Source organism: Streptomyces sp. NPDC001663 (assembly GCF_042893105.1).
In the GTDB taxonomy this organism is placed as follows: domain Bacteria; phylum Actinomycetota; class Actinomycetes; order Streptomycetales; family Streptomycetaceae; genus Streptomyces.
The window spans coordinates 246,017-269,036 of the sequence record NZ_JBIAUR010000013.1 but is presented as its reverse complement, the minus strand read 5'-3'; the positions used below and the strand labels follow the sequence as shown (position 1 = coordinate 269,036).

Below are 23,020 nucleotides of genomic sequence, written 5' to 3'. Positions count from 1 at the left end.
AGATGACGTCTGACATCAACACGGTATGCCGGATGCCCATGGGCCTCGACATCGTCGTCACCGACACGGCGCCCGTACGACTGCCCGGAGGGCGGTGGCCCCGGCCCCAGGCACACCGGCTGTCCGCCCGGGCCGACGGCGAGTACCTCTTCGTCGGCGTACGGGGCGGCGAGTCACCCGTCGTCGAACGGGCCGAGGACGTCCGTCTCGCCCCCGGGGACATCTGCTTCTACGACGCGGACCGTCCGCCGTCCCTGGACCTTCCCGGGCATGCCCGGCTGAAGGTGTTCCTTGTGGCGCGCGCGGCACTGGGGCTGGAGGAGCGCGACGTACAGCGGGTTCTTGCGACTCCGGTCAGCCGGTCCTCCCGGCTGGGCGGACTGCTGTCACCGTTCCTCTCCGAACTCGCCGACACGGTCACCTCGTCCCCGCCTCCGGTGGGCGAGATGCTCGCCTGGAACGCCGTGAACCTCCTGGCCACCCTGGCTACCCAGCAGTTGGGCGAGGACTCGGCCGGCTCACCCGATGCGCAGTCGCCGCTGCTGTCCCGGATCCTGGGGTTCATCGACCGGCATCTGGCCGACCCCGGTCTCTCCCCCGAGGTGATCGCCTCGGCCCACCGCATCTCGGTGCGTTATCTGCACAAGCTGTTCCAGGACGAGGGCACGACGGTGGGACGGTGGATCCAGCGCCGCCGCCTCGAGGAGTGCCGGCGCGACCTGATGCACCGGATCCGCAGGCAGCAGACCATCGCCGCGGTCGCCGGCCGCTGGGGCTTCCTGAGCGCCACGCACTTCAGCCGGGTCTTCCGTGCCGCGTACGGCATGTCCCCCAGCCAGTGGCGCGACTCGGCGGGCCGGGGCGGGGACGTGCGCACGACCTTCTCGAACTCCCTCTCGTGACCCGGAAATCGCCGTGCACTGCGGGACCAGCGCCGGTGCGCTCGCGGGCAACCCGCTTCGGCTTTCCGCTTCTAGCGTGCTGATCGACGCACCCGCGCATCCCACGCGACACCCCAGGAGAACTGCATGTCCGAGGCCACCCAGCCGGTGCAGCCGGTACTCGAACCCGCCGCCCAGGCCTTCGTCGAGGCCACCGCCAACCCGCCCTACCTGTTCGACCTGGCGCCCGCCGAGGGCCGCAAGGCGGTCGACGAGGTACAGTCCGGCGAGATCGAGAAGCCGTCGATCGACGAGGAGTGGATCACCGTCCCGGGCGGTCCCACGGGCAGCGTCCGGGCGCGCATCGTCAAGCCCGCGGGCGCCACCGGCACGCTGCCGGTGATCCTCTACATCCACGGCGCGGGCTGGGTGTTCGGCAACGCCCACACCCACGACCGCCTGGTGCGCGAACTGGCCGTCGGCACCGGTGCCGCGGTCGTCTTCCCCGAGTACGACCTCTCCCCCGAGGTGCGTTACCCGGTCGCCATCGAGCAGAACTACGCGGTCGCGAAGTGGGTCGTCGAGCAGGGGGCCTCCAAGGAGCTGGACGGCTCGCGGCTGGCGGTGGCCGGTGACTCCGTCGGCGGCAACATGACCGCGGCCCTGACCCTGATGGCCAAGGAGCGCGGCGACGTCCCGCTGGTCCAGCAGGTGCTGTTCTATCCGGTGACGGACGCGAGCTTCGACACCGGCTCCTACCACCAGTTCGCCACCGGATACTTCCTGCGCCGGGACGGCATGCAGTGGTTCTGGGACCAGTACACGACCGACGAGGCCGAGCGCGCCCAGATCACCGCATCGCCGCTGCGCGCCTCCGCCGAGCAGCTCGCCGGCCTGCCGCCGGCCCTGGTCGTCACCGGCGAGGCCGACGTCCTGCGCGACGAGGGCGAGGCGTACGCCAACAAGCTGCGCGAGGCCGGCGTCCCGGTCACCGCGGTCCGCTACCAGGGCATCATCCACGACTTCGTGATGCTCAACGCCCTGCGCGGGACCCACGCCGCCGAGGCCGCCATCGCCCAGGCGATCGCCACCCTGCGCACCGCGCTGCACGGCCACTGAGAGAACGAAGGAGAAGCCTGCCATGTCCACCACCCCTACCGTCCTTCTCGTGCACGGCGCCTTCGCGGACGCCACCAGCTGGTCCGGTGTCATCGCCGAACTGCAGAACCACCGAGTCCCGGTGCTCGCACCGCCGAACCCTCTGCGGGGTCTCGCGTCCGACGCCGCGTACATCACGTCCGTGGCGTCCCAGGTCGACGGCCCGGTCGTGCTGGTCGGCCACTCCTACGGCGGTGCGGTGATCTCCGTGGCAGGCACGGCGGAGAACGTCGTCGGGCTGGTCTACATCGCGGCATACGTCCCCGAACAGGGCGAGAGCCTCGGCGAGCTGCAGGGCCGTTTCCCACTCTCGTCGCTGGTCAGCAACCTGAAGGAGTGGACGTACCCCGTCGAGGGCGCGGAGCCCGCGGTCGAGGTCACCATCAAGGCCGAGGCGTTCCCGGACATCTTCGCCGCCGACGTCCCGGCCGCCGTCACGAAGACCCTGGCCGTGGCACAACGCCCCCTGGCCGCCTCGGCGTTCACGGAACCGGCCTCGGCCGCCGCGTGGACGACCAAGCCGTCCTGGGCGCTGGTGGCCGGTGCGGACAACGCGATCAACCCCGAGGTCGAGCGCTTCGGCGCCAAGCGGGCGGGAGCGACGACCGTCGAGCTCGAGGGCGCCTCGCACGCCGTCGCCGTCTCCCAGCCCAGGAAGGTCGCCGACCTGATCCTCGACGCGGTGCGCGCGACCGGCTGACGAGGCGGCGGGCAGCACCGGCGGCCGCGCGGAGGAACCCGTACCGGGCCTCCGCGCGGCTGCTCCGTTGCGCCTGTGGGAGGCTCCCGGTCCCGGCGGGGAGGTTTGCTCCGTACCGGACAGGACCCGCGTGATCGGGAGCGGATGATCGATCTGAGACAGACGGAGGTCGTCGTCGAGGTGGCCGACGCGGGCGGTTTCACCGCGGCGGCGAGACGGCTGCACGTGGTCCGCGTTCGTCCCCGCCGCCCGGGCGGCGCTGCGGGCCGCCGAACTGGCCCGGGGAGCCGTCGACGCCGTGAAGGGTCAGCTGCGCGGACGGGTGACCGTCGGCATGATGCAGGGGGTCTGGGCAGGGCTCCACCACGCTCTGGCCGCACTGCGGGCCGAACACCCGGGCGTGGTGGTCCAGTTGCGGCAGGCCGCGGTGGCCGACATCCGTCAGGCGCTGCCTGAGGGCACCGTCGACCTGGCCGTCGTGGCGTTCGACCGGCAATAGCAGCGAGGACTGACGCTCCGGCTGCTGTCCCGCGAGGACATGGTGCTGCTGGCTTCGCCTCGGCGGGCCGTCGCGGGGGCGACGAAGGGGTCGCCGATCGGGAGCTTGGCGTACGCGGCCGTCAGGCGGGCGATCAGGGTGTCGGCGATGTCGCGGTGGACGATGAGGCGGCGCAGGGTGGTGAAGCGCTGGCCCGCCGTGCCGGCCGCGGCGAAGACGATGCCCTGCACGGCGAGGTCGAGGTCGGCCGAGGGCGCGACGACGGCGGGCCGAACCGCACCCGCAGGGCGCCGCTGATCACGCTGCCGTCCGGGGTGCGCAGGGCGCGGGGCTCGGCGAGGGCCCGGAAAGAGGTCCGGCGCAGCAGGATGTCGGGGCCCTTCCAGCTGGGCGGCCCCTGAATGTTGTCGATCATCTCGATGCCGCGCTCGGTCATACGGCGGTAGAGCTCGTCGATGTCGAGGACGCGGGGGGTGAGGTGGTTGATGTGGGTGCCGCGTACGCCGCCGATGTCCGCGGCGACCGCGGACACCTTCTCCAGAGTCTCGTACCAGGCCCTGTCGATCGGCTCGGTCGACAACTCGAAGGCGGCGACGGCCAGTTGAAGGAATCGCTCGGCATCCTGCTCCGGTGGTTCGCGTTCGGCCTCCGCCCGGTCGGCCAGGGCGAGCAGCTCCGGCGGGAACAGCTCGCGGCTCGCGAGGAAGGTCTCGAGGCGGGCGCGCAGATCGGCGTCGAAGAACCGGGGGTCGGCCGGGGTGAGCATGGAGGTGAAGACGCGGAAGGGGTTGCGGGCCAGCTCCTCGCCGTCGACCGGCCGGAACGCGGGTCGACACGACCGGCACCGCGCTGGCCGCGGCTTCGCGCAGGTCGTAGAAGCCGACCGGGCGCATGCCCAGGGCGCCGAAGACGCGGGCGACCTGCTGGAGTTCGGCGGGCGTGCCGACGCGGATGGCGCCGTGGCGTTCGGCGGTGACACGGCCGATGGAGCCCAGGCGTTCGGCGTCGGCGCCCTGCGCCCGCAGGGCGTCCTCGTTGACCTCGCGCGAGACGTCCACGAGCGTGGTCTAGGCGGGGACCTCCCGGCCGTACGTCTCGGAAAGCCGGGCGGCGAAGGCGGCGCGCAGGCGCCACTGGCTGATCATCGACGGGCCCTTTCGGTCGGGGGGATTCACACCACGTGGGCTTCCGGGCGGGTCTCGGTTCCGGTTCGGAAGCGGTCGGCGCCGAGCGGGGAGATGTCGGTGAACGGTTCGCGCTCCAGGTACAGGTCGCGCAGGATCTCGCCGACCGCGGGGCCCTGCAGGAAGCCGTGGCCCGAGAACCCGGTGGCGTACAGGAAGTTGACGAGTTCGCCGGAGCGTCCGATGAGGGCGTTGTGGTCGGGAGTGACCTCGTAGAGGCCGGCCCAGCCGCCGGTGGTCTTCATGTCGGCCAGATCGGGGGCCCGTTGCCGAACGGCGTCCCGGAACAGCTCCAGCCACTCCGGGGTCCAGGTGGTGTCGAAGCCGTCGGGCTGGCGGGGGTCGGCGAGGCCGAAGAGCAGGCCGTCGTCGCTGTTGTGGAAGTAGGCGGAGGAGGTGAAGTCGATGGTGAAGGGGATGCGCGGCGCCGGGGGCGACAGCGGTTCGGTGAAGGCGAGTTGGCGGCGGACCGGCGTGACCGGCAGGTGGACGCCGATCATGTCGCCGATCTGGCCCGACCAGGCGCCCGCCGTACAGATGACGGCCGCGCAGTCGATGCGGCCGCGGTCGGTGTGCACGGCGGTGACCCGGTCCCCGGCGGTGTCGATGCCGGTCACGGTGGTGTGCGTGGCGAAGGTGACGCCTGCCCGGGCGGCGGCGTCGGCGTAACCGTGGACGACGAGGCCCGGGCGGGCGTGGCCGTCGGTGGGCGAGTAGGTGGCGGCCACGAGTCCGCCGGTGGTGACGTAGGGGCACAGCTCGCGGGCCTCGTGCGGGGTGAGCATGCGGGTGGGGACGCCGAGCGCGTTCTGGGTCTCGACGCTCGCCTCGAAGTCGGCGGCCTGCCGGTCGGTGGTGAGCAGGAAGAGGTAGCCCACGGTGTCGAGGCGGATGTCGGCGCCGGGGCGCTGCGGGAAGTCCCGGTAGGCGCGCAGGCTCCGGCTGCCCAGTTCGATGTTGAGCGGGTCGGAGAACTGGGCGCGGACGCCGCCGATCGGCTTGCCCGAGCTGCCGCAGGCCAGCTCGCCGCGCTCGATCACGACGACGTCGGTGACGCCTGCCTCGGCGAGGTGGAACGCGGCACTGGCACCCATCACACCACCCCCGATGATCACGACGTCGGCGGTCTGCGGAACGGAACGGAAGGTGGATGAGGAGGACAACGGGCCGTCCCTTCCGAAGGCCGGCCCCGGGGCCGAAGTGCTTCGGCCGGGTGGGGCGCGGCGTGGGCTGTCAGTGAGTGATGAGACGAATCGGCTCGACGAGGTCGCGTGACGCTGATCAGCTTTCTGCCCGTCATCGTGACTCCCCCAACCACTGACGTCCATGAACGGGTTCTGCACCCGATCCATTAGCGTGCCCCTGTGGACTGGACGTGTGGGCGGCGAGCATCCGGGCGCTGAGGTCGACCGGGCGGTGCGGCCGGCGAGAAGGAGTGCGGCTGTGATCACGGTGGTGGAGGGCGCGCCGTCCATGGAGGCGGCGATCGGCGCCCTGCGTTCGAGTCTGCTCGATGGGCTCGATCCGGAGGCCGGTCCGCCGCGCTCGGTCGTCCCGGTGCCCCGAGGGCAGTTGCTGCTCATGCCCGCACAGTGGGGCTCGTACGCCGGGGTCAAGGTGGTGACCGCCGCGCCGGACAACCCGTCCCGGGGGCTGCCCCGGATCCAGGGCAACTATCTGCTGCTGGACGGCGAGACCCTGACCCCGCTGGCCCTGCTGGACGGGATCGCCCTCACCTCGGTGCGCACCGCGGCGGTGTCGGCGGTGGCCGCGGACGCGCTCGCCGCGCCGGACGCGAGCAGGCTCGTGCTGTTCGGGACGGGGCCGCAGGCGCGGTCGCATCTGGAGGCTCTGCGGTGCGTCCGGCCGGTCCGGGACGTCGTGGTCGTGGGCCGGAACGCCGCGCGGACCCGTGCGTTCGCCGAGGAGGCCGGGGCGCGGGTCGGCATGGCGGACGACGTGGCGCGCGCGGACCTCGTCGCCTGCTGCACCACGGCGCGCACCCCGGTCTTCGACGGCTCACTGCTCCCGGCGCACGCGACCGTGGTGGCCGTCGGCTCGCACGAGCCGGAGGCCCGGGAGGTCGACGAGACGGCGGTCGGGCGTTCCACGGTGGTGGTGGAGGCGGTTTCGGCGGCGCTGCGGGAGGCCGGCGACATCGTTCAGGCCGTCCGGGCGGGAGCCGTCGAGGCCCGAGCGCTGGTGGGCCTCGCGGACCTCGTGCGGGGCAAGGCCCAACTCCCTCAGGACCGGCCGCGGTTGTTCAAGAGCGTGGGCATGGCCTGGGAGGACCTGGTGGTGGCAGCGGCCCACTTCGAGGCGGCACGGGCACGACCGTGACGCTCCAGGACCCCGCACAGTCAGGTCCTACAGGGCGTAGACCTGCCCGGTCTGGGCGCCCTCCACGGACCGGACGTACGCCTGCGTGACGTCGGCGAGATCCACCGGCGGCATGCCCGGGAAGTAGTCGCCGTACTCGGCGAGGCTCTCGGTGAAGACCGTCGGGCTGACCGCGTTGATGCGCTGCGGGGCGATCTCGATGGCGGCGGCGCGTACGAACGCCTCCACCGCGCCGTTGGCCATGGAGGCCGCGCTGCCGGTGGGGATCGGCTCGCGGGCGAGCACACCGGTGATGAGGGTGAAGGAGCCGCGCTCGGCGATGCGCGGGATGCCCTGGCGCACCAGGTCGATCTGGCTGAGCACCTTGCCGTGGAAGGCGGCCAGATAGTCCTCGGGGGTCATCTCGGTGACCGGCTTGTACGGCACGTGCCCGGCGGCGCTGACCACCGCGTCCACCCGGCCGGCGCGGTCGTACAGCTCGGTGACCTGCGCCGGGTCGGTGATGTCGTGGCGCAGGTCGCCGCCGCTGCGGCCCACGGTGAGGACCTCGTGGCCGCGGGTGTTCAGTGCCTTGTGGAGGGCCGCGCCGAGCGTGCCGGTGGCGCCGATGAGCAGAATCTTCATGACTGCGACGGTAGGTCCGGCCCCCGGCGGGAGGGAAATACCTTCCGGTGAGCACTTATGCTTCATGGTTATGAATGTGGAGCTACGGCATCTGCGGGCACTCGCGGCGATCGGCGACGAGGGCTCCATCACCGGTGCCGCGGCCGTGCTCCACATCAGCCAGCCCGCCCTCTCGCGCACCCTGGAGCAGCTGGAGAGCAGGGTCGGCGTACGGCTGGTGGACCGTACCACCCGCACGCTGTCCCTCACCGACGCCGGTCAACGGCTGTACGAGCGGGCTCACTTGATCCTCCGTCAGCTGGACGACGCGCTGACGGAGACCGCCGCGGGGGTGCGGCCGCTGCGAATCGGTTTCGCGTGGGCGGCGCTCGGCGACCTCACCGTGCCGCTGCTGCGGACCTGGCGCGAGGCGCATCCCGCGACCCCGGTGCAGGTGCACCGCCGTGACGATCCGGAGGCGGCGCTGCGGCGCGGGGAGATCGACGCGGCGCTCCTGCGCACCGAGCCCGCTCCCGGCGCCGGCCTCGAGGTGCGGCCGCTGTACCGGGAGGGGCGCATGGCCGCCGTACCGGACGGTGATCCGCTGGCCGGGCGCCCGGCGGTGCGGCTGACGGACCTCGCCGACCGTTCGGTGGTGCTGTGCGCCACGGCCGCCACCACCGCCGATCTGTGGCCCGAGGGGCGGCGCCCCCGCACGTTCGAGGTGGCCAACGTCGACGAATGGCTCACCGTGATCGCCACGGGAGAGGCGGTCGGCGTCACCGCGGAGGCCACCGAACAGAGCCATCCGCACCCAGGCGTCCGCTACCTGCCCCTGACGGACGTACCGCCCGTGACGGTCCGCATGGCCTGGCCGAGCACTCCCACGCACCCGGCCACGCTCGCCTTCCTCCGTCATCTGCAGGCCATGACGGGCGGGCCGGCGCACGCCAAGGCCCCATCGTCCTGACACAGCCCTGCCAGGAGGTCGTCAGCCGGCCACGCCCATGCGCTGCGTCCCGACGACCGACAGCAGGCGCAGTGCCTCCTCGGACGGAGAGCCGGGGGCGGCGGTGTAGATGACGACGCGCTGGTCGCGGTCGGCTATGTCGAGGACGTCGCAGTTGACGGTGACCGGGCCGACGAGGGGGTGGTCGAAGGTCTTGCAGAGGGTGGGCACGGCGGTCACGTCGTGGGCGGCCCACAACCGGGCGAACTCCTCGCTGCCGGCGCGGAGTTCCTCGACCAGCGCGGTCACCTCGGGGTCGTCGGGGTAGCGGGCCGCGGTGGCGCGCAGGTGCTGGACCGAGGACCGGGCGAACTCCTCCGCGTCCGAGACGCCGTACAACCGACCACCCTCCCGGTGCGGCCCGAGGAAGGCGCGCCGCACGAGGTTGCGGTCTCGGCGGGACAGCGCGGAGAAGTCCTCCATCAGGGCGGCGGCCAGGTCGTTCCAGGCGATGACCTCGTGGCTCGCCGAGAGCACGAACGCCGCGGCCTGCGGCAGCCGGTGCAGCAGGTCGACGATGCTCTGCCGGACCTCCCGCGAGGGCCCCGGCGGCGGCCCCTGCGGGGTGCCCGCGAGGTCGTGCAGATGGCCGCGTTCGGCGTCCGACAGGCGCAGGGCGCGGGCGAGCTGGGCGAGCACCTCGCGGGAGGGGTGCGGGGCGCGCGCCTGTTCCAGACGGGTGTAGTACTCGGTCGAGATGTACGCCAGCTGCGCCACCTCCTCGCGCCGCAGCCCCGGGGTGCGGCGCCGCGGCCCGGCGGGCAGCCCCACGTCGGCGGGGGTGATGCGCTCGCGTCGGCTGCGCAGGAAGTCGGCCAGCTCTTGTCGGTCCACCCGTCCAGTGTGCGCGGGCGCCGTGGGCGTAGCCAGGTACCGCCGATGCCTGGATGAGGGGTGCGGGCGGACGCAGGCTCGATGCCATGAACGACACATCGATCACGTCCACCACGTCCCCCGGTCTGCTCGCGGGCAAGGTCGCCTTCGTCACGGGTGCCGGTCGCGGCATCGGCGCCGCCGCGGCGCGGCTGTTCGCCCGCGAGGGCGCCCGGGTGCTGCTCGCGGCCCGCACGGAGGCCCAGCTCAAGGCGGTGACAGAGGAAATCCGGGCGGCCGGCGGCACCGCCGAGTACGTGCGCTGCGACCTGGCCGACCCGGCGAGCGTCCGGGCCGCCGTCGACCGGGCCGTGGAGTTGTACGGCCGGCTCGACGTCGCCTTCAACAACGGCGCGACGGGCCAGGCGCCGGGTCCGCTGGACGAGCTGCCGGAGGCCGAGTTCGACCGCATCATGGCCGTGAACCTCAAGGGTCCGTGGCTGGCGATGAGCGCCGAGATCGCCGCCATCCGTGCCACTGCCGGGCGCGGGGCCATCGTCAACAACTCCAGCGTCGGCAGTCTGATGGCCAACCCCTGGCTGCCTGCGTACGGAGCGGCGAAGCGGGCGGTCAACAGCCTCACCGCGTCGGCCGCGGCGACGTACGGCCCGGAGGGCATTCGCGTCAACGCCGTCGCGCCCGGCACCACCCTCACCGAGATGATCTACGAGTGGGAGGAGCGCTCGCCCGGCATCGTCGAGCAGTCCAAGGCGCAGACCCCGCTGGGCCGCGCCGCAGAACCGGAGGAGATCGCCGAAGCGGCGGCGTGGCTGCTGAGCGACCGGGCCTCTTTCGTGACCGGCGTGGTCCTCAGCGTCGACGGAGGCATCCGCGCCTGAGCCGCGCATCCGGGCGGCCGTACATCAGGATCGGCCCGTCAGTGGACCGCCGAGCTCAACGCGTCCTCGAACGTGGGGTGTTCGAAGACGAAGCCCGATTCCAGGAGGCGTCCGGGCACCACGCGCTGGCTCATCAGGATGCCGTCGGCGAACTCGCCGAGCACCAGGCGCAGGGCGAAGCCGGGGACGGGCAGGATCGTGGGGCGGTGCAGGGTCCTGCCGATGGTGGCGGTGATGTCCCGGTTGGTCGCGGGGTGCGGGGCGGTCATGTTGACCGGGCCGCCGACCGATTCGGTGTCGATGAGGTGCCGCAGGGCGCGGACCGTGTCGGGCAGGGAGATGTAGCTCCAGTACTGGCGTCCGCTGCCCAGCCGCCCGCCGAGGCCGGCGCGGGCCAGCGGCAGCAGGCGGCCCATGGCGCCGCCCCGAGGGGACACGACGATCCCGAAACGGGTGGTGACGACCCGCGTCCCGGCCGCCCGGGCACCCTCGGCGGCGGCTTCCCAGTCCTGGCACACCCCGGCCAGGAAGTCGTCCCCGGGGGCGGCCGACTCGTCGACCACGGCCTCGCCCGTCTCGCCGTAGTAGCCGACCGCGGAACCCGACACGAACACCGGCGGCGGCTTCTCGCAGCCGCCGATGGCCGCGGCCAGGGCGGTCGTGCCGCGCACCCGGCTGTCGTGGATCTCTCGCTTGTACCTGACGGTCCAGCGGCGGTCGCCGACCCCGGCGCCGGCCAGCCCGACCACCGCGTCCGCGCCGTCGAGCACCGCCGGGTCGACCGCGCCGGCCCGTGGGTCCCACCGCGCCTCGTCGCTGCCGTCGGCCCGGGTCTGCGGGTCCCGCCGGACGAGTCGGGTCACGCGGTGCCCGTCGGCCAGCAGCGACGAGGCGAGCGCACCGCCGATCAATCCTGAGGAACCGCTGATGACGACGTGCATGGGAACCGGCCTCGATCCGGGCGTGAGGGACCACTACGTGCTTGAGAATTCAAACACACAGCCACTCTAACTCACCGCCCACACTTCGGCGGGGCCAGGACTCCCCCGTGGTCCTGGCCCCTCCCGGTCCGCTCACCTGCGGTGATCACAAGGATGCGCGGACGGTCACCGTTGTGTCGTTGGCGGACGGTGCACAGCTACTTGGCCGAGAGTCCACTATTCGTACGTGCGCGGTGTTCGCTCGGCGGGACGCCGTAGGCCGTACGGAAGGCCCGGGTGAACTCGGCGGCGCGCGGGAAGCCCCAACGCGCGGCGACGACGTGGATCGGCGTGGCGCCCAGGGCCGGATCGGCGAGGTCGCGACGGGCGTTGGCCAGCCGCTGGTCGCGAATGTATGCGGCCACGGTGGTGTCTTCGGCCTGGAAGAGGCGGTACAGGTAACTGCGTGAGATGTGGTGTGCGGCGGCGATCCGGGCGGGTGTCAGCTCGGGGTCGGCGAGATGCCGGCGGATGAACGCCTTGATGCGCAGGGTCAGCGTCCGGGCGCGGGTCTCCGGCGGCAACTGGCGGTCGGCGTCCAGGGCGTGGGCGAAGACGGCCGTCACCAGGTCGGCGACGACGGTTCCCAACCGGGGCGCGTCCGCCGGCCGGTAGGGGCCGGTGTCGGAGACGACCTGGACGAGGAATTGCGCCAGCAGGGCGCCGATTCCCTCGCGGCCCGAGATCCCGCCCCCGATCATCCGGTCCGCCCGGTTCGCCGGCAGCGCGACGAGGGCGCGCGGTATCTCGATTCCGATCATGGTGACCGGGTCGGGTCCGGTGGACACCTCCCACGACTGTGAGGAGCTGTTGGTGTGGATGTCGTTGATCCCGTAGGCGGCCTGCTGCCTTCCCCAGCTGGCCGCTCCCTGTCCCCGCTGCAGGAGGGAGAGGTGGTAGGCCTCGGGATCGGACTGCCGCACGAGCTTCGGTGTCCGTCGGAAGACCAGGTGGTCGAAGGTCGCCGGCCACACGGTCACGTCCCCGAGGCCGATGACACGCTGCTCGCCGCGGTAGTCCGCCGCGCGGTTGCTGGCCAGCTGCATGGGTGCGTGGGTGCGGCCCATGCGCTCGACCCAGGCCTCGAACCGGTCGGCGGCCGGCAGATCCACGGTCCGGAAGACCGACTCGTGCAACACGGCCGTAGTCAACCACACGGCCGGAGCGGCGCGGTTGCGGCTCTCAGAGCGCCAGGAACTCCCCCAGTACGGTGAGCAGCCGGTCGACGTCCTCCGTGCTGTTGTAGGGCGCGAGCCCGATGCGCAGGCCGCCGGTGTCGCCGAGGCCGAGGCGGCGGGAGGCCTCGACGGCGTAGAAGGAGCCGGACGGCGCATGGACCTTGCGTTCCGCGAGGTAGGCGTAGGCGTCCGTCGTGCTGTGGTTGTCGAAGGTCAGCAGCAGCGTCGGAGTGCGGTCGGCCGCCCTGGAGTGGACCACGACACCCGGGAGCGCGGAGATCCCTTTGTCGAGCTGTGTGCGCAGGGTTTGTTCGTGTGCTTCGAGTGCGACGTACGCGGCGAGCAGGCGCTGCCGTCGCGTTCCGGTGGCGTTCGGGTCGAGGCCGGCCAGGAAGTCGACGGCCGCCCTGGTGCCGGCGAGGAACTCGTAGGGCAGGGTGCCCAGTTCGAAGCGCTCGGGGACCACGTCGGTCGAGGGCAGGAGCTTGTCCGGCCGCAGGGTCTCCAGCAACTCCGGCAGGGCGGCGAGGACCCCGTGGTGCGGGCCGAGGAACTTGTAGGCCGAGCAGACGAAGAAGTCCGCGCCGAGCTGCTCCAGGGCGACCGGCGAGTGGGCGGCGTAATGGACGCCGTCGACGAAGGTCAGCGCGCCCACCTCGTGGGCCAGACGCGAGATCTCGGCGATCGCGGGACGCGTACCGATCAGGTTGGAGGCGGCGGTGACGGCGACCAGCCGGGTGCGTTCGGAGAGCACCGCGCGGATGTCGTCGACCGTCAACTCCCCTGTCTCCGGGGTGAAGTCGGCCCAGCGCACGGTGGCACCGGCCCGGTCCGCGGCCTGCACCCAGGGGCGGATGTTGGCGTCGTGGTCGAGGCGGGTGACGACCACCTCGTCGCCGGGCAACCAGGTTTTGGCGAGGGTGCGGGAGAAGTCGTAGGCGAGCTGGGTGGCACTGCGGCCGAACACGATCCCCGAGGGCTGCGCGTCCAGCAGGTCCGCCATGGCCCGACGGGTCTCGGTGACGATCGCCTCGGCGTTGCGCTCGCCCTCCGCCGTGTGACCCCGGTTCGACAGGGGGTGGGACAGCGCGTCGGCGACGGCCGCGATGACGGGTTGGGGGGTCTGGGTGCCGCCGGGGCCGTCGAAGTGGGCGATTCCGGCTTTCAGGGCGGGGAATTGGGAGCGGAGGGCGGTGATGTCGTACGTCACGGGAAGCTCCTGTGGGTGCCGGGCCGGGGCAAAAGATCCTCCGCGATCGCGGACGGCTCGGCAACCCGGCCTCCGGACCCGCGGTCGGGCCGTCCGGCAGAAAATACGTGGCGACTCGCGATGTGGGCCGATACGCTCCACCGCGATGACCACTGACTCTGTTGGCAGATTGGGGGTCCCGTCCGCGCAAGGTGAGTGCTGATGCCCACCGAGACCGCGAACGGGGATTCCCGCCTTTCCTTCTGGCTGCGCGTGCGCGAGTTCGCCGTGCCGCCCTCCATGATCGAGACCGCGACGGCCCGCCGCCTCGCCGGTGACTGGGCGGGGGCGTGCGCCGCCGCGGGCATCGACGTCGACCTGAACATGCGCGCCGTGGCGCGGGCGTACGGCCGCGAAGTCGCCGCCCGACTCCGGGCGGATCTGCGCCAGTTGGTGCCCGATCTGCTGCGCTGGCACATGCCGAGGGTCGCTCCGGACGGGCTGCTGCGACCGGGCCTGACCCTCGCTCTGGCCCGCTACGACACCTCGGGACCGGACGGCGAGCGCACGGTGCAGCTCGTGGTGCGGACCCCGCCGGCCTGGGCCGACGGCGGTCAGCGGATCGGCCTCGCGCTGTGGGACGGCTCCCGTGCCGACCACGGCGCCTGCCGTCATCCGCACCCGCATCCCAGCCGGCGCTTCCGCCTCGATCTGCACCGTCACCTGTGGGACGCGCGCAGGACCGATGAGCTGCGGGTCCGCTCCGGGGCGGATCGGCCGGCCGCCGGCCGACCCGTCGTGGCGGGCGCGGAGCTGCTGCGGTCGGTGCCGCAGAGACACCGCTGTGCCGTGGACCGTTGGGCGGCCGAGGCGGGAATGCTGCTACGGGCCGAGGGGCGCCCGGGGGCCGCCGGTGCCGTTCTCGTGCGGCTCGGGGGCCGGCTTCGGCTGGCCCTGGAGCCGGCCGGGGACGGCGGCGGGCCGCCGGCGGTGCGGATCGCGGCGGCACCCACGGACGGCGGCGCGGGCGCAGTGCCCGTCCTGCCCGACGCGGCGACCTGGACACCGCCCGATCTGGAACTGCTCCGCAGCGGTGCGATCGAGGCCGAGCGGCTGCACCCGTTGGTCGCCTCCGCTCTCGTACCGGATCGCATGCCGACCGGTCCGCCCGGGCTCGACGACGGGCCGGGACAGCCGCATCTCGTGGAGTGCCGGGGAGCCCGGCACCGGATCGGGCTGGTCGACGGGGTGCTCGCCCCGCTGGACCACGATCCGGCCGAGATCCGGCGGGAGGAACTGCTGGTCGCGCTGACCGGCACTCCGCTTCCGTGCCTGCAGGCGATCGACGCGGCGCACCGCCGTCCGGACTGTCTCGCCGGTGTCCGCGAACGCCTGGACCACGGCGACATCGCCGGCGCGCTGGCCGTCGTCGAGGGCCTGCTGGGCCCCGAGGCGGTGCTGCGCGACGGCCCGCTGCGGGACGAACTCGAGGCGGCCGCACAACGGCGGATCACCTACGGGCTGTACCGGTCGGGTCTGGTCGGCCCGGGGCCCGACCGCATCCGTCCTGGCCTTCCCCGTCCCCGCAGCCACCGCACGCGCCCGCGCCACACGACCTTCGCCTGACCGGGGTCCCGGCCCCCTTTCCTCCCGCGCCTCCGCGTACATCCATCGCGCTCGCCACGAACCCAAAGGTGATCACTTATGCCCACATGCACCCTGCCCGTCCCTGCCGCCGACTCCCAACTCGACGTCGCCGACGACCTGTTGACCCTGCTGCGCGACTCGACCACCGAACCGCGCCCCGACATCCAACTGGAGGCCCTGACGCTCGCCGTGGCCGCCGATCTGCCCGTGCTGCTGTGGGGTGAGCCGGGGATCGGCAAGACCGCGGCACTGACCCAGCTGGCGGCGGCCCTGGACCTGCCGCTGACCACGGTGATCGCCAGTGTGCACGAGCCGTCCGACTTCTCGGGGCTGCCGATCGTCGGGGACGACCCCGCGGAACAGGGCGTCCCGATGGCCCCGCCGGACTGGGCGGTCCGTCTGGTCCGGGCCGGCCGGGGGCTGCTGTTCCTGGACGAACTGTCCACCGCGCCGCCGGCCGTGCAGTCCGCGCTGCTCCGGCTGGTGCTGGAGCGGCGGATCGGCTCCCTCCAACTGCCGCCCGGCGTAAGGATCGTGGCCGCCGCCAACCCGCGGTCCTCGGCTGCCGACGGCTGGGAGCTGAGCCCGCCGCTGGCCAACCGGTTCGTGCACCTGCACTGGACCCACGACCACGAGGTCGTCGTACGAGGCCTGGGCGGGACCTGGCCGCGTGCGACCCTGCCGCGGCTCGCGCCGGAGAAGCTGCCGGAGGCGGTGGACTTCGCCCGCCGCGCGGTGTGCGGGCTGCTCGGCGCCCGTCCCAAGCTCGTGCACCAGCTGCCCAGCAGCGAGACGCGACGGGGCGGTGCCTGGCCGTCGCCCCGCAGCTGGGAGATGACCCTGTGCCTGATCGCCTTCGCGACCGCGGCCGGCTCCTCCCGGGACGTGCTCTCCCTGCTGGTCAGGGGCACGGTGGGGGACGGTCCGGGGCTGGAGCTGCTGGCGAGCCTGGACCGGATGGATCTCCCGGACCCCGAGGACGTGCTCGCCGACCCGCTCGGTGCCGAGCTGCCCGAGCGCGGGGATCTGCGCCAGGCCGTGCTCGACGGTGTGGTGGCGGCGGTGCGGCTGCGCCCGGACAGGTCCCGCTGGGACGCGGCATGGACGCTCCTGGTCCGGGCGGTGGAGACCGGCGCCCCCGACCTGGTCGTCGTCCCCGCGACCACCCTCGCCACACTGCGCCGCGAGGACTGGGACGTACCGGAGTCGATCGAGAAGCTCGCCGGAGTGGTGACCCTGTCCCGGCGGGCGGACCAGGCGGCGGCCCGCGCCGCGACCGCCACGAAGGTCCGCCGATGACGGCCGCCGACAATGCCCACACTCCCGGCACCCTCGACCTGGACAAGCTCTTCGCCGCCCGCCTCCAGGCCGCCCGCGCCCGGCCCTACCTCGCCACCGCCCTGTTCGCCCTGCACACCGTCGAGTCGAACCACGTACCGACGATGGGCGTCGACCGGCACTGGCGCTGCTATGTCTCACCGGCGTTCGTGGACCGGACTCCCGTCGAGGAGCTCGCGAGCGTATGGGGGCACGAGGTCTCGCACCTGCTCCGCGACCACCACGGCCGCAGCGACCGGGTCGCGCGTGAGCGCGGGCTGACCGGCCCGGGCGAACGGCTTCGGATGAACATCGCCGCCGACTGCGAGATCAACGACGACGCGTTCGGCGAGGGGCTGGTCCGGCCCGAAGGCGCCGTCGTGCCGGGGACGTTGCAGCTGCCGGAGGGGCAGCTCATGGAGGAGTACCTGCGCCAGTTCCGGCTGGGACCGCGCACGGAGCTGCATGCCTGGCTGGACTGCGGCAGCGGTGCCGACGGGCTGGACCGGGAGTGGGAGCTGGGTCCGGACGGCGCCCACGGCCTCAGCACGCAGGAGCGGGACGCGGTCCGGTTCCGGGTGGCGCAGGGCATCAAGGGCCGTCCGGGCCGCGCCCCGGAGGGATGGAAGCGGTGGGCGGAGGAGGCGTTCCATCCGCCGCAGCCGTGGCGGGAGTTGCTGGGCGCGGCGGTCCGTTCGGCGGCCTCGGCGCCGGGCGCGGGCGAGGACTACACCTATGGCCGGCCCTCGCGGCGCTCGGCCGGGGTGCCCGGCGCCGTCCTGCCGAGCCTGCGGCGCAGACCGCCCCGGGTCAGCGTGATCATCGACACCTCCGGGTCGGTCAGCGACGCCGAACTGGGCAGCGCTCTCCTGGAGGTTGCCGCGATCTCCCGCGCCGTGGGCGGACGCCGCGACCTGGTCACCGTGGTGCCGTGCGACGCGGCAGCGAGGATCGCGCACCCGCTGGCCCGCGCCGAGGGCATCCCGCTGATGGGCGGCGGCGGTACGGATCTGCGCACGGGCTTCGCCAAGGCGCTGCGCACCCGGCCCCGCCCCGATGTCGTCGTGGTCCTGACCGACGGCCAGACCCCCTGGCCGAGCACACGGCCGCCGTGCCGGACGGTGGTCGGTCTGTTCCCCCGGCGGGGCGCGGGCTGGGACGAGGACGACCCCGACTACGTGCCGGACTCGCCGCCCGCGTGGGCTCGTGTGGTCGACATCGGGTAGCCGCCCGCGGCCCGGTGAGCCCCCGTCAGGAGGCCACGGGCAAATTACGAAGAGTCAAACGAAGTGGTAACAGGCGGCAACCGTACGGATGTTGCCGTGGTCCACCCCACCATGAAGATCTCTTTCCTACTGCACAACGCCTACGGGATCGGAGGCACCATCACCACCACCTTCAACCTGGCCCACGCACTGGCCGAACGCCACGAGGTGGAGATCGTCTCCGTCCTACGGCACCGGGAGCGCCCCAACCTCACGCTGGACCCGCGGGTGAGGCTGCGCCCGCTGGTGGACCTCCGGCACGAGAAGGGGCACGCGTTACATCTCAGACCGGCCCGGGTGTTCCCGCGCGCCGAGTACCGGTATGGGCAGTACAGCGAGTTGACCGACCGGCGGATCGGCGAGTGCCTGGCCGCGATCGACGCGGACGCGGTGATAGGCACGCGGCCGGGGCTCAACGTGCATCTCGCGCTCCAGGCTCCGCGGCACGTCGCCCGCATCGGGCAGGAACACCTCACCCTGGACAACCACTCGCCCCGGCTGCGGACGGCACTGCGCCGCGCCTACCGCCGGCTCGACGTGGTCACCACGGTGACGGAGGCGGACGCCGCCGCCTACCGGCGCAAGATGCGGCTGCCCGGCGTACGGGTCCAGGCGCTGCCGAACAGCGTGCCGGACCCGGCGCTGCCGGCCGCGGACGGTACCGCGAAGGTCGTCGTCGCGGCCGGCCGGCTGGTCCCGGTCAAGCGCTACGACCTGCTCATCGAGGCCTTCGCCGCGGTCGCCGCCGAGCACCCCGACTGGCGGCTGCGCATCTACGGCAAGGGCGAGGAGCACGACCGGCTGCGCCGGCTCATCGCGGACCTCGGCCTGTGGGACAACGTTTTCCTGATGGGTGCGGCGACCCCCATGGAGGCGGAGTGGGTCAAGGGCTCGATCGGTGCGGCCGCCTCCAACTTCGAGCCGTTCGGCATGACGATCGTCGAGGCGATGCGGTGCGGCCTGCCGGTGGTGAGCACCGACTGCCCCCACGGCCCCGGCGAGATCATCGCGGACGGCGTCGACGGCCGACTGGTGCCCGTCGGGGACCGCGAGGCGCTGGGCGCGGCCCTGCTGGAACTCGTCCGTGACGACGAGCGGCGCCGCCGTACGGGCCGCGCGGCCCTGGAGAACGCCCGCCGGTTCGCTCCCGGGCCGGTGGTCGGGCAGGCCGAGCGCCTGATATCCGAGGCGGTCTCGGCGCGCAGAGCGGGCCACCGGGTCGTACGGGAACGCACCCGCGTGCACCGCCTCCTGTACGGCCACGGCTTCGCCGCCCGCGACGCCGCGCACACCGCGGCGGGCAGCGTACGGCGCGCACTGCGGAAGGGGCAGCGGTGACCACGGAAGCCCGGGTGGGCTGCGCGGTCGATGCGGACGGCCGGATCACCTTCGACGTACCGCCACGACCGGCCGAGGGCGAGCAGTTGCTGCTGCGGCTGCGCCCGAAGAAGGGGCAGCCCGAAAAGTCCCTGCACGTACTGGACTTGGAGCCCGCGCAGGACGGTCGTCGGCGGGCCGTTCTGGGCCCGGACGCCGTCCTCACGGAGGGCCGCTGGGATGTGTACCTGCTGCAGGAGCGAGGGACCCGGCGGGAGCGGCTGCGCCCGGGCCTGCGCGACCTGCGGACCCTCGTCGACGGCCACCTCCGTGACTGGCCCGCACCGCTGGCCGTCCGCATCCCCTACGTCACCAAGGACGGCCACCTCGCGGTCCGGGCCTGGCTGCGCCCCGCCCACGCTGAGGCCGACGGCATCGATGTCACCGACCGCTCGATGACGGTGACCGCACGCCTGCACGGCGCCTCGCTCCAGGACGGGGCGGCGGTGCACCTGCGGCTGCGCGGGAGCGGCGGCACCGTACGGACGCTGGAGCCGCGGGTCGGAGACGACGACCGGACCTTCTCCTTCACGATCACCCACGAGGAGTTGGCCGCGGCCACAGGATCGGGGGGCGGCGTCTGGAACGTCTTCGTCCGACCCGCACCCGAGGCTGCTCTCATCCGAGTCGCCCGCCTCCTCGACGACGTGGCGGACCGCAAGGAGGTCTTCGTCTATCCGACGGTCACCGTCGGAGGCACGGCGGTGCGGCCCTACTACACGGTCGACAACGACCTCTCGGTGGAGGTGGCGCAGGCCGATTGAGATGACGCAGGGGCAATTGGGGGATTTCACGCAAAGTGGCGCCAATCGATTTCGCTACAAGTTCCGAAATTATTCGTGACGGCTCGGCCACGCCGCCGCAACACCGCGTTCGTAGCTTCGCTGGCAGCCAATAACGCTGGTTTCTCGCGAAATCCCCCAGGAGCCCCCGAGTGTCCAATCCCTCCAGACGCGGTGCCCTGAAACTGACCGCCGGCCTGGCGCTGCTCGGCGCCTCGGCCCTGACCGGCTGCGGCCGTGGCAGTGAGACCGCAGCCGCCAAGACCTCTGCCACGCCCATCGGCAACAGCCCGGCCACCGGAACCCTCAACGTCTGGGCCGCCCAGGGCGACGCCGACGTGCTGAACAAGGTCATCAAGCCCTTCAAGGCCGCGAACCCCGAGCTCACCGTGAAGTTCACGCTGATCCCGAACGCCGAGTACTACACCAAGCTCCAGTCGGCGATCGCTGCGGGCAAGGGACCGGACGTCGCCCAGTTCTTCCCGGAGTCGCAGGCGCAGTTCCTGGACTCCTCGGTCCTGCGGGCCGTGCCGGACGGTCTCGTCGACCCGGACAGCTTCTTCAAGAGCCTGTGGGACGCCGGTGTCGCCGGGGACGTCGCCTACACCGTGCCCTGGTACGCGTACACCTACGCGCTCGTCTACCGCTCCGACCTCGCCAAGAAGGCCGGCGTCAAGGCGCCGACGACCTGGGACGAGATGGTGCCGTTCCTCAAGGCGCTCCAGGGCGCGGGCGCCGGGCACGGGCTCGGGGCCGACATCGGCTGGGACATCTTCAACGGCCAGGACGTCGCGATGTACGCCTGGCAGGCGGGCGGCTCGCTGCTCTCGGGCGGCAAGTGGACCCTCGACACACCGGCGATGGTCGACGCGCTGAAGTACAACGCCTCGTTCTTCACCTCCAAGACCGCCGACACCAGCGGCCCGACCTTCCTGGACGCGCAGCCGTACTTCGTGTCCGGGAAGACGGCCACGATGATCACCGGGCCGTGGGTGATCGGCCAGCTCGACACCGCCGCCAAGAAGGACGGCTGGACGGCGTCCCACGTCGCCACCGCACCGCTGCCGGCCGGTTCGTCGAGCAGTGTCTCCTTCTCCGCGGGCGGCAGCTGGGGCGTGCTCGCCGACAGCGGGAACGCGGACTCGGCCTGGAAGTTCGTCCGGTACCTCGCCAAGCCGAGCACACAGGTCGCGCAGTACAAGGCGTACAGCTCACTGCCGGCCGTCGTCTCCGCCTGGGACGACCAGGCCATCAAGGGGCAGCCGCTGCTCGACGCCTTCCTCACCCAGCTCAAGAACACGCGGGCGTTCCCGCAGGTGACCACCTGGCAGCAGGTCGCCACCCGGCTGGGCAAGGAGACGGAGGCCGTCGCCAAGGGCACGCAGAGCGCCGCGAAAGCCGCCGCGAACGTGCAGTCGTACGCCGAGAGTCTCGGCACGGGAGCGAAGTGAGGACCCGCCGGACGGCCGTCGCCTGGCTGTTCCTTGCACCGTTCACGGTGGTGTTCCTGCTGTTCACGGCGATCCCGACCGTCTCCGCGCTCGGTTTCAGCCTCACCGATCTGCGGGGCTCGGACCTGCGTCATCCGCTCGCCGTGAACTTCACCGGCCTGGACAACTACGTCCGGCTGTTCCAGGACGACAGCTTCCTGCGGGACATCCTCAACACGGCGGTCTTCGTGGCCGTCGGCGTGCCGCTGACCATGGGGGTCGGGTTCGCACTCGCCCTCGCGCTCAACTCCGGCATCCGACGGCTGCGCGGCGCCTTCCGTACGGTCTTCTTCGCGCCGGTCGTCACGAACATCGTGGCGGTCGCGCTGATCTGGCGGTACGCCTTCAACGAGAACGGCACCGTCAACAAGGTGCTCGGCGCCGTCGGCCTCGCCGGACCGAACTGGCTGGACGACACGCACCTGGCCATGCCCGTGGTCATCGCGCTCGGCGTCTGGCGCAACTTCGGCACCGCCATGGTGCTGTTCCTCGCCGGTCTGCAGGCCGTCCCGCAGGACGTGTACGAGGCGGCCTCGCTCGACGGGGCGGGAAAATGGCGGCAGTTGAGGCACATCACCCTGCCGCTGCTGCTGCCGACCACCCTGATGGTCTCCGTGCTGCTGACCGTCTTCTACCTCCAGGTGTTCGACGAGCCGTACCTGCTCACCGACGGCGGCCCGCTCGGCTCCACCGAGTCGGTGGCGCTGTACACCTACCACCAGTTCGGTGTGGGCGAGTTGGGCGTGTCCTCGGCCGCGTCCTTCGTGATGATCGTCCTCGTCGCCCTGGTGAGTGTCGTCCAGTTCCGACTGCTGAGGCCCCGCTCATGACCGCCGTCGCCGCGCTGCAGAAGGCCGAACCGACCACCGAGCGGATCGCAGTACGCCGCCGCTCCGTCTCCCAACCCGTCCTGTACGGCGCCCTGTTGCTGTGCGCGCTGCTCACGCTGCTGCCATTTCTCTGGGTGCTCAGCGGCTCGCTGCGCAGCCTCGACGAAATCCGCTCCGATCCCGGCGCCTGGCTCCCGCACCACGTGACCCTCGACAACTTCGTCCGGCTGTTTCGGACGCAGGGCTTCGGCCGGTTCCTGGTCAACAGCATCGTCGTCGCGGTGCTGGTGGTCGTCGGCAACGTGGTCGCCGCGTCGGCGGCCGGATACGCCCTCGCCAAGCTGGAGTTCGCGGGCAGACGGCTCGCGTTCGGCGCGGTCATGGCGGCGATGATGGTGCCGGTCACCTCGGTGTTCATCACCCAGTTCGTGATCACCGTCGACCTGGGGCTGGCCGACACCCTCACCGGTATCGCGCTGCCCTCCGTCGCCCTGCCTCTGTCGGTGTTCATCATGCGGCAGTACGCGCTGTCGATCCCCGACGAGTTGCTGGAGGCGGCCCGGATCGACGGTGCGGGCGAGTTCAGGATCTTCTTCCGGATCTTCCTCCCGCTGGCCGGACCCGCGGTCGCGACGATCACGATCATGTCGTTCCTGTACTCGTGGAACAACTTCATCTGGCCGCTCATCGTCGCCCAGAGCATGTCGACCTACACGCTCCCGGTTGGCCTCGCCGCCACCAGTCAGGCGGCGGCCCACGTCACCGACTACGGCCTGATGCTGGCCGGCGCGATCGTCGTCATGCTGCCGGTGCTGGTGCTCTTCCTGTTCCTGCAGCGCTACTTCGTGCAGGGCGTCGCCGGGACGGGAATGCGGTGAC

The 23,020-nt window shown here is 72.2% G+C and carries 21 protein-coding genes and 2 pseudogenes; 15 read left to right on the top strand and 8 right to left on the bottom strand.

Translation table 11 applies throughout. From position 1 onward, the window contains the following. Positions 1 to 2 precede the first annotated feature (2 nt). From ACFY1L_RS37120 to ACFY1L_RS37105, 4 genes are all read left to right on the top strand, one after another. Positions 3 to 902, top strand: coding sequence for a helix-turn-helix domain-containing protein (locus ACFY1L_RS37120; RefSeq protein WP_388834450.1), 900 nt, complete (start codon positions 3 to 5; stop codon positions 900 to 902). A 126-nt stretch (positions 903 to 1,028) separates the two neighbouring features. Continuing rightward, positions 1,029 to 2,000 (top strand): alpha/beta hydrolase, encoded by a 972-nt coding sequence (locus tag ACFY1L_RS37115; RefSeq protein ID WP_388834446.1) that lies wholly within the window; start codon positions 1,029 to 1,031, stop codon positions 1,998 to 2,000. A gap of 22 nt (positions 2,001 to 2,022) precedes the next feature. After that, positions 2,023 to 2,739 (top strand): alpha/beta fold hydrolase, encoded by a 717-nt coding sequence (locus ACFY1L_RS37110; RefSeq protein ID WP_388834444.1) that lies wholly within the window; start codon positions 2,023 to 2,025, stop codon positions 2,737 to 2,739. Between the two features lie 298 nt (positions 2,740 to 3,037). Then, positions 3,038 to 3,238, top strand: a complete 201-nt coding sequence (locus ACFY1L_RS37105; protein WP_388834440.1) for a LysR substrate-binding domain-containing protein — start codon at positions 3,038 to 3,040, stop codon at positions 3,236 to 3,238. A gap of 83 nt (positions 3,239 to 3,321) precedes the next feature. Here the strand turns inward: ACFY1L_RS37105 and ACFY1L_RS37100 are convergent. The 3 genes and pseudogenes from ACFY1L_RS37100 to ACFY1L_RS37090 form a co-directional block, all read right to left on the bottom strand. Further along, a pseudogene (locus tag ACFY1L_RS37100) lies at positions 3,322 to 3,519 on the bottom strand (aldehyde dehydrogenase family protein); the annotation flags it as partial. Then, positions 3,492 to 4,383, bottom strand: a pseudogene (locus ACFY1L_RS37095) (2-oxoadipate dioxygenase/decarboxylase family protein); the annotation flags it as partial. The pseudogenes ACFY1L_RS37100 and ACFY1L_RS37095, both read right to left, overlap by 28 nt. Positions 4,384 to 4,409: 26 nt before the next feature. Beyond that, positions 4,410 to 5,585, bottom strand: coding sequence for an NAD(P)/FAD-dependent oxidoreductase (locus ACFY1L_RS37090; protein ID WP_388834433.1), 1,176 nt, complete (start codon positions 5,583 to 5,585; stop codon positions 4,410 to 4,412). Between the two features lie 280 nt (positions 5,586 to 5,865). Between ACFY1L_RS37090 and ACFY1L_RS37085 the strand changes: the two genes are divergently transcribed. Then, a complete protein-coding gene (locus ACFY1L_RS37085) occupies positions 5,866 to 6,762 on the top strand; it encodes an ornithine cyclodeaminase family protein (protein WP_388834430.1) in 897 nt (298 codons plus the stop codon). A gap of 27 nt (positions 6,763 to 6,789) precedes the next feature. Here ACFY1L_RS37085 and ACFY1L_RS37080 read toward each other — a convergent pair whose 3' ends face one another. After that, positions 6,790 to 7,386: a short chain dehydrogenase gene (locus ACFY1L_RS37080; protein WP_388834427.1), complete on the bottom strand. Its 597-nt coding sequence runs from the start codon at positions 7,384 to 7,386 to the stop codon at positions 6,790 to 6,792. A gap of 70 nt (positions 7,387 to 7,456) precedes the next feature. On the opposite strand from ACFY1L_RS37080, the gene ACFY1L_RS37075 reads away from it, so the two are divergent. Beyond that, positions 7,457 to 8,335: a LysR family transcriptional regulator gene (locus ACFY1L_RS37075; protein ID WP_388834424.1), complete on the top strand. Its 879-nt coding sequence runs from the start codon at positions 7,457 to 7,459 to the stop codon at positions 8,333 to 8,335. Positions 8,336 to 8,356: 21 nt separating this feature from the next. Here ACFY1L_RS37075 and ACFY1L_RS37070 read toward each other — a convergent pair whose 3' ends face one another. Further along, complete coding sequence (locus ACFY1L_RS37070; protein ID WP_388834421.1) at positions 8,357 to 9,208, bottom strand: helix-turn-helix transcriptional regulator; 852 nt, start codon at positions 9,206 to 9,208, stop codon at positions 8,357 to 8,359. Between the two features lie 86 nt (positions 9,209 to 9,294). On the opposite strand from ACFY1L_RS37070, the gene ACFY1L_RS37065 reads away from it, so the two are divergent. Further along, positions 9,295 to 10,086, top strand: coding sequence for an SDR family NAD(P)-dependent oxidoreductase (locus tag ACFY1L_RS37065; protein ID WP_388834418.1), 792 nt, complete (start codon positions 9,295 to 9,297; stop codon positions 10,084 to 10,086). A 38-nt stretch (positions 10,087 to 10,124) separates the two neighbouring features. Here the strand turns inward: ACFY1L_RS37065 and ACFY1L_RS37060 are convergent, their stop codons facing one another. The 3 genes from ACFY1L_RS37060 to ACFY1L_RS37050 form a co-directional block, all read right to left on the bottom strand. Then, positions 10,125 to 11,027, bottom strand: a complete 903-nt coding sequence (locus tag ACFY1L_RS37060) for a TIGR01777 family oxidoreductase (protein WP_388834416.1) — start codon at positions 11,025 to 11,027, stop codon at positions 10,125 to 10,127. Positions 11,028 to 11,224: 197 nt separating this feature from the next. Continuing rightward, positions 11,225 to 12,205, bottom strand: coding sequence for an AraC family transcriptional regulator (locus ACFY1L_RS37055; RefSeq protein ID WP_388834413.1), 981 nt, complete (start codon positions 12,203 to 12,205; stop codon positions 11,225 to 11,227). A 43-nt stretch (positions 12,206 to 12,248) separates the two neighbouring features. Then, positions 12,249 to 13,454, bottom strand: a complete 1,206-nt coding sequence (locus ACFY1L_RS37050; protein WP_388834410.1) for a cysteine desulfurase-like protein — start codon at positions 13,452 to 13,454, stop codon at positions 12,249 to 12,251. Between the two features lie 201 nt (positions 13,455 to 13,655). On the opposite strand from ACFY1L_RS37050, the gene ACFY1L_RS37045 reads away from it, so the two are divergent. The 8 genes from ACFY1L_RS37045 (at position 13,656) to ACFY1L_RS37010 (ending at position 23,019) form a co-directional block, all read left to right on the top strand. Continuing rightward, positions 13,656 to 15,059: a hypothetical protein gene (locus ACFY1L_RS37045; protein WP_388834407.1), complete on the top strand. Its 1,404-nt coding sequence runs from the start codon at positions 13,656 to 13,658 to the stop codon at positions 15,057 to 15,059. Between the two features lie 78 nt (positions 15,060 to 15,137). Beyond that, complete coding sequence (locus ACFY1L_RS37040; RefSeq protein WP_388834404.1) at positions 15,138 to 16,379, top strand: AAA family ATPase; 1,242 nt, start codon at positions 15,138 to 15,140, stop codon at positions 16,377 to 16,379. Then, the gene (locus tag ACFY1L_RS37035; protein ID WP_388834401.1) at positions 16,376 to 17,623 is read left to right on the top strand and encodes a VWA-like domain-containing protein; all 1,248 of its coding nucleotides are present in this window, start codon (positions 16,376 to 16,378) and stop codon (positions 17,621 to 17,623) included. Before ACFY1L_RS37040 ends, ACFY1L_RS37035 begins: the two co-directional genes overlap by 4 nt. 111 nt (positions 17,624 to 17,734) lie before the next feature. Continuing rightward, positions 17,735 to 19,000 carry a glycosyltransferase family 4 protein gene (locus ACFY1L_RS37030; protein ID WP_388834397.1) on the top strand — a complete coding sequence of 422 codons (1,266 nt, stop codon included), beginning with the start codon at positions 17,735 to 17,737 and terminating at the stop codon, positions 18,998 to 19,000. Then, a complete protein-coding gene (locus ACFY1L_RS37025; RefSeq protein WP_388834394.1) occupies positions 18,997 to 19,803 on the top strand; it encodes a hypothetical protein in 807 nt (268 codons plus the stop codon). Before ACFY1L_RS37030 ends, ACFY1L_RS37025 begins: the two co-directional genes overlap by 4 nt. Positions 19,804 to 19,973: 170 nt before the next feature. Continuing rightward, positions 19,974 to 21,272: an extracellular solute-binding protein gene (locus ACFY1L_RS37020; protein WP_388834390.1), complete on the top strand. Its 1,299-nt coding sequence runs from the start codon at positions 19,974 to 19,976 to the stop codon at positions 21,270 to 21,272. Further along, complete coding sequence (locus tag ACFY1L_RS37015) at positions 21,269 to 22,141, top strand: carbohydrate ABC transporter permease (protein WP_388834387.1); 873 nt, start codon at positions 21,269 to 21,271, stop codon at positions 22,139 to 22,141. Before ACFY1L_RS37020 ends, ACFY1L_RS37015 begins: the two co-directional genes overlap by 4 nt. Then, complete coding sequence (locus ACFY1L_RS37010; protein ID WP_388834384.1) at positions 22,138 to 23,019, top strand: carbohydrate ABC transporter permease; 882 nt, start codon at positions 22,138 to 22,140, stop codon at positions 23,017 to 23,019. The genes ACFY1L_RS37015 and ACFY1L_RS37010 overlap by 4 nt, the downstream gene beginning before the upstream one ends. Position 23,020: the final 1 nt, after the last annotated feature.

Bases quoted from the DNA above. Each gene is read 5' to 3' on its own strand.
- ACFY1L_RS37120 (WP_388834450.1), top strand. From the start codon at position 3: ATGACGTCTGACATCAACACGGTATGCCGGATGCCCATGGGCCTCGAC.
- ACFY1L_RS37115 (WP_388834446.1), top strand. From the start codon at position 1,029: ATGTCCGAGGCCACCCAGCCGGTGCAGCCGGTACTCGAACCCGCCGCC.
- ACFY1L_RS37110 (WP_388834444.1), top strand. From the start codon at position 2,023: ATGTCCACCACCCCTACCGTCCTTCTCGTGCACGGCGCCTTCGCGGAC.
- ACFY1L_RS37080 (WP_388834427.1), bottom strand. From the start codon at position 7,386: ATGAAGATTCTGCTCATCGGCGCCACCGGCACGCTCGGCGCGGCCCTC.
- ACFY1L_RS37075 (WP_388834424.1), top strand. From the start codon at position 7,457: ATGAATGTGGAGCTACGGCATCTGCGGGCACTCGCGGCGATCGGCGAC.
- ACFY1L_RS37065 (WP_388834418.1), top strand. From the start codon at position 9,295: ATGAACGACACATCGATCACGTCCACCACGTCCCCCGGTCTGCTCGCG.
- ACFY1L_RS37060 (WP_388834416.1), bottom strand. From the start codon at position 11,027: ATGCACGTCGTCATCAGCGGTTCCTCAGGATTGATCGGCGGTGCGCTC.
- ACFY1L_RS37045 (WP_388834407.1), top strand. From the start codon at position 13,656: ATGCCCACCGAGACCGCGAACGGGGATTCCCGCCTTTCCTTCTGGCTG.
- ACFY1L_RS37040 (WP_388834404.1), top strand. From the start codon at position 15,138: ATGCCCACATGCACCCTGCCCGTCCCTGCCGCCGACTCCCAACTCGAC.
- ACFY1L_RS37035 (WP_388834401.1), top strand. From the start codon at position 16,376: ATGACGGCCGCCGACAATGCCCACACTCCCGGCACCCTCGACCTGGAC.
- ACFY1L_RS37030 (WP_388834397.1), top strand. From the start codon at position 17,735: ATGAAGATCTCTTTCCTACTGCACAACGCCTACGGGATCGGAGGCACC.
- ACFY1L_RS37010 (WP_388834384.1), top strand. From the start codon at position 22,138: ATGACCGCCGTCGCCGCGCTGCAGAAGGCCGAACCGACCACCGAGCGG.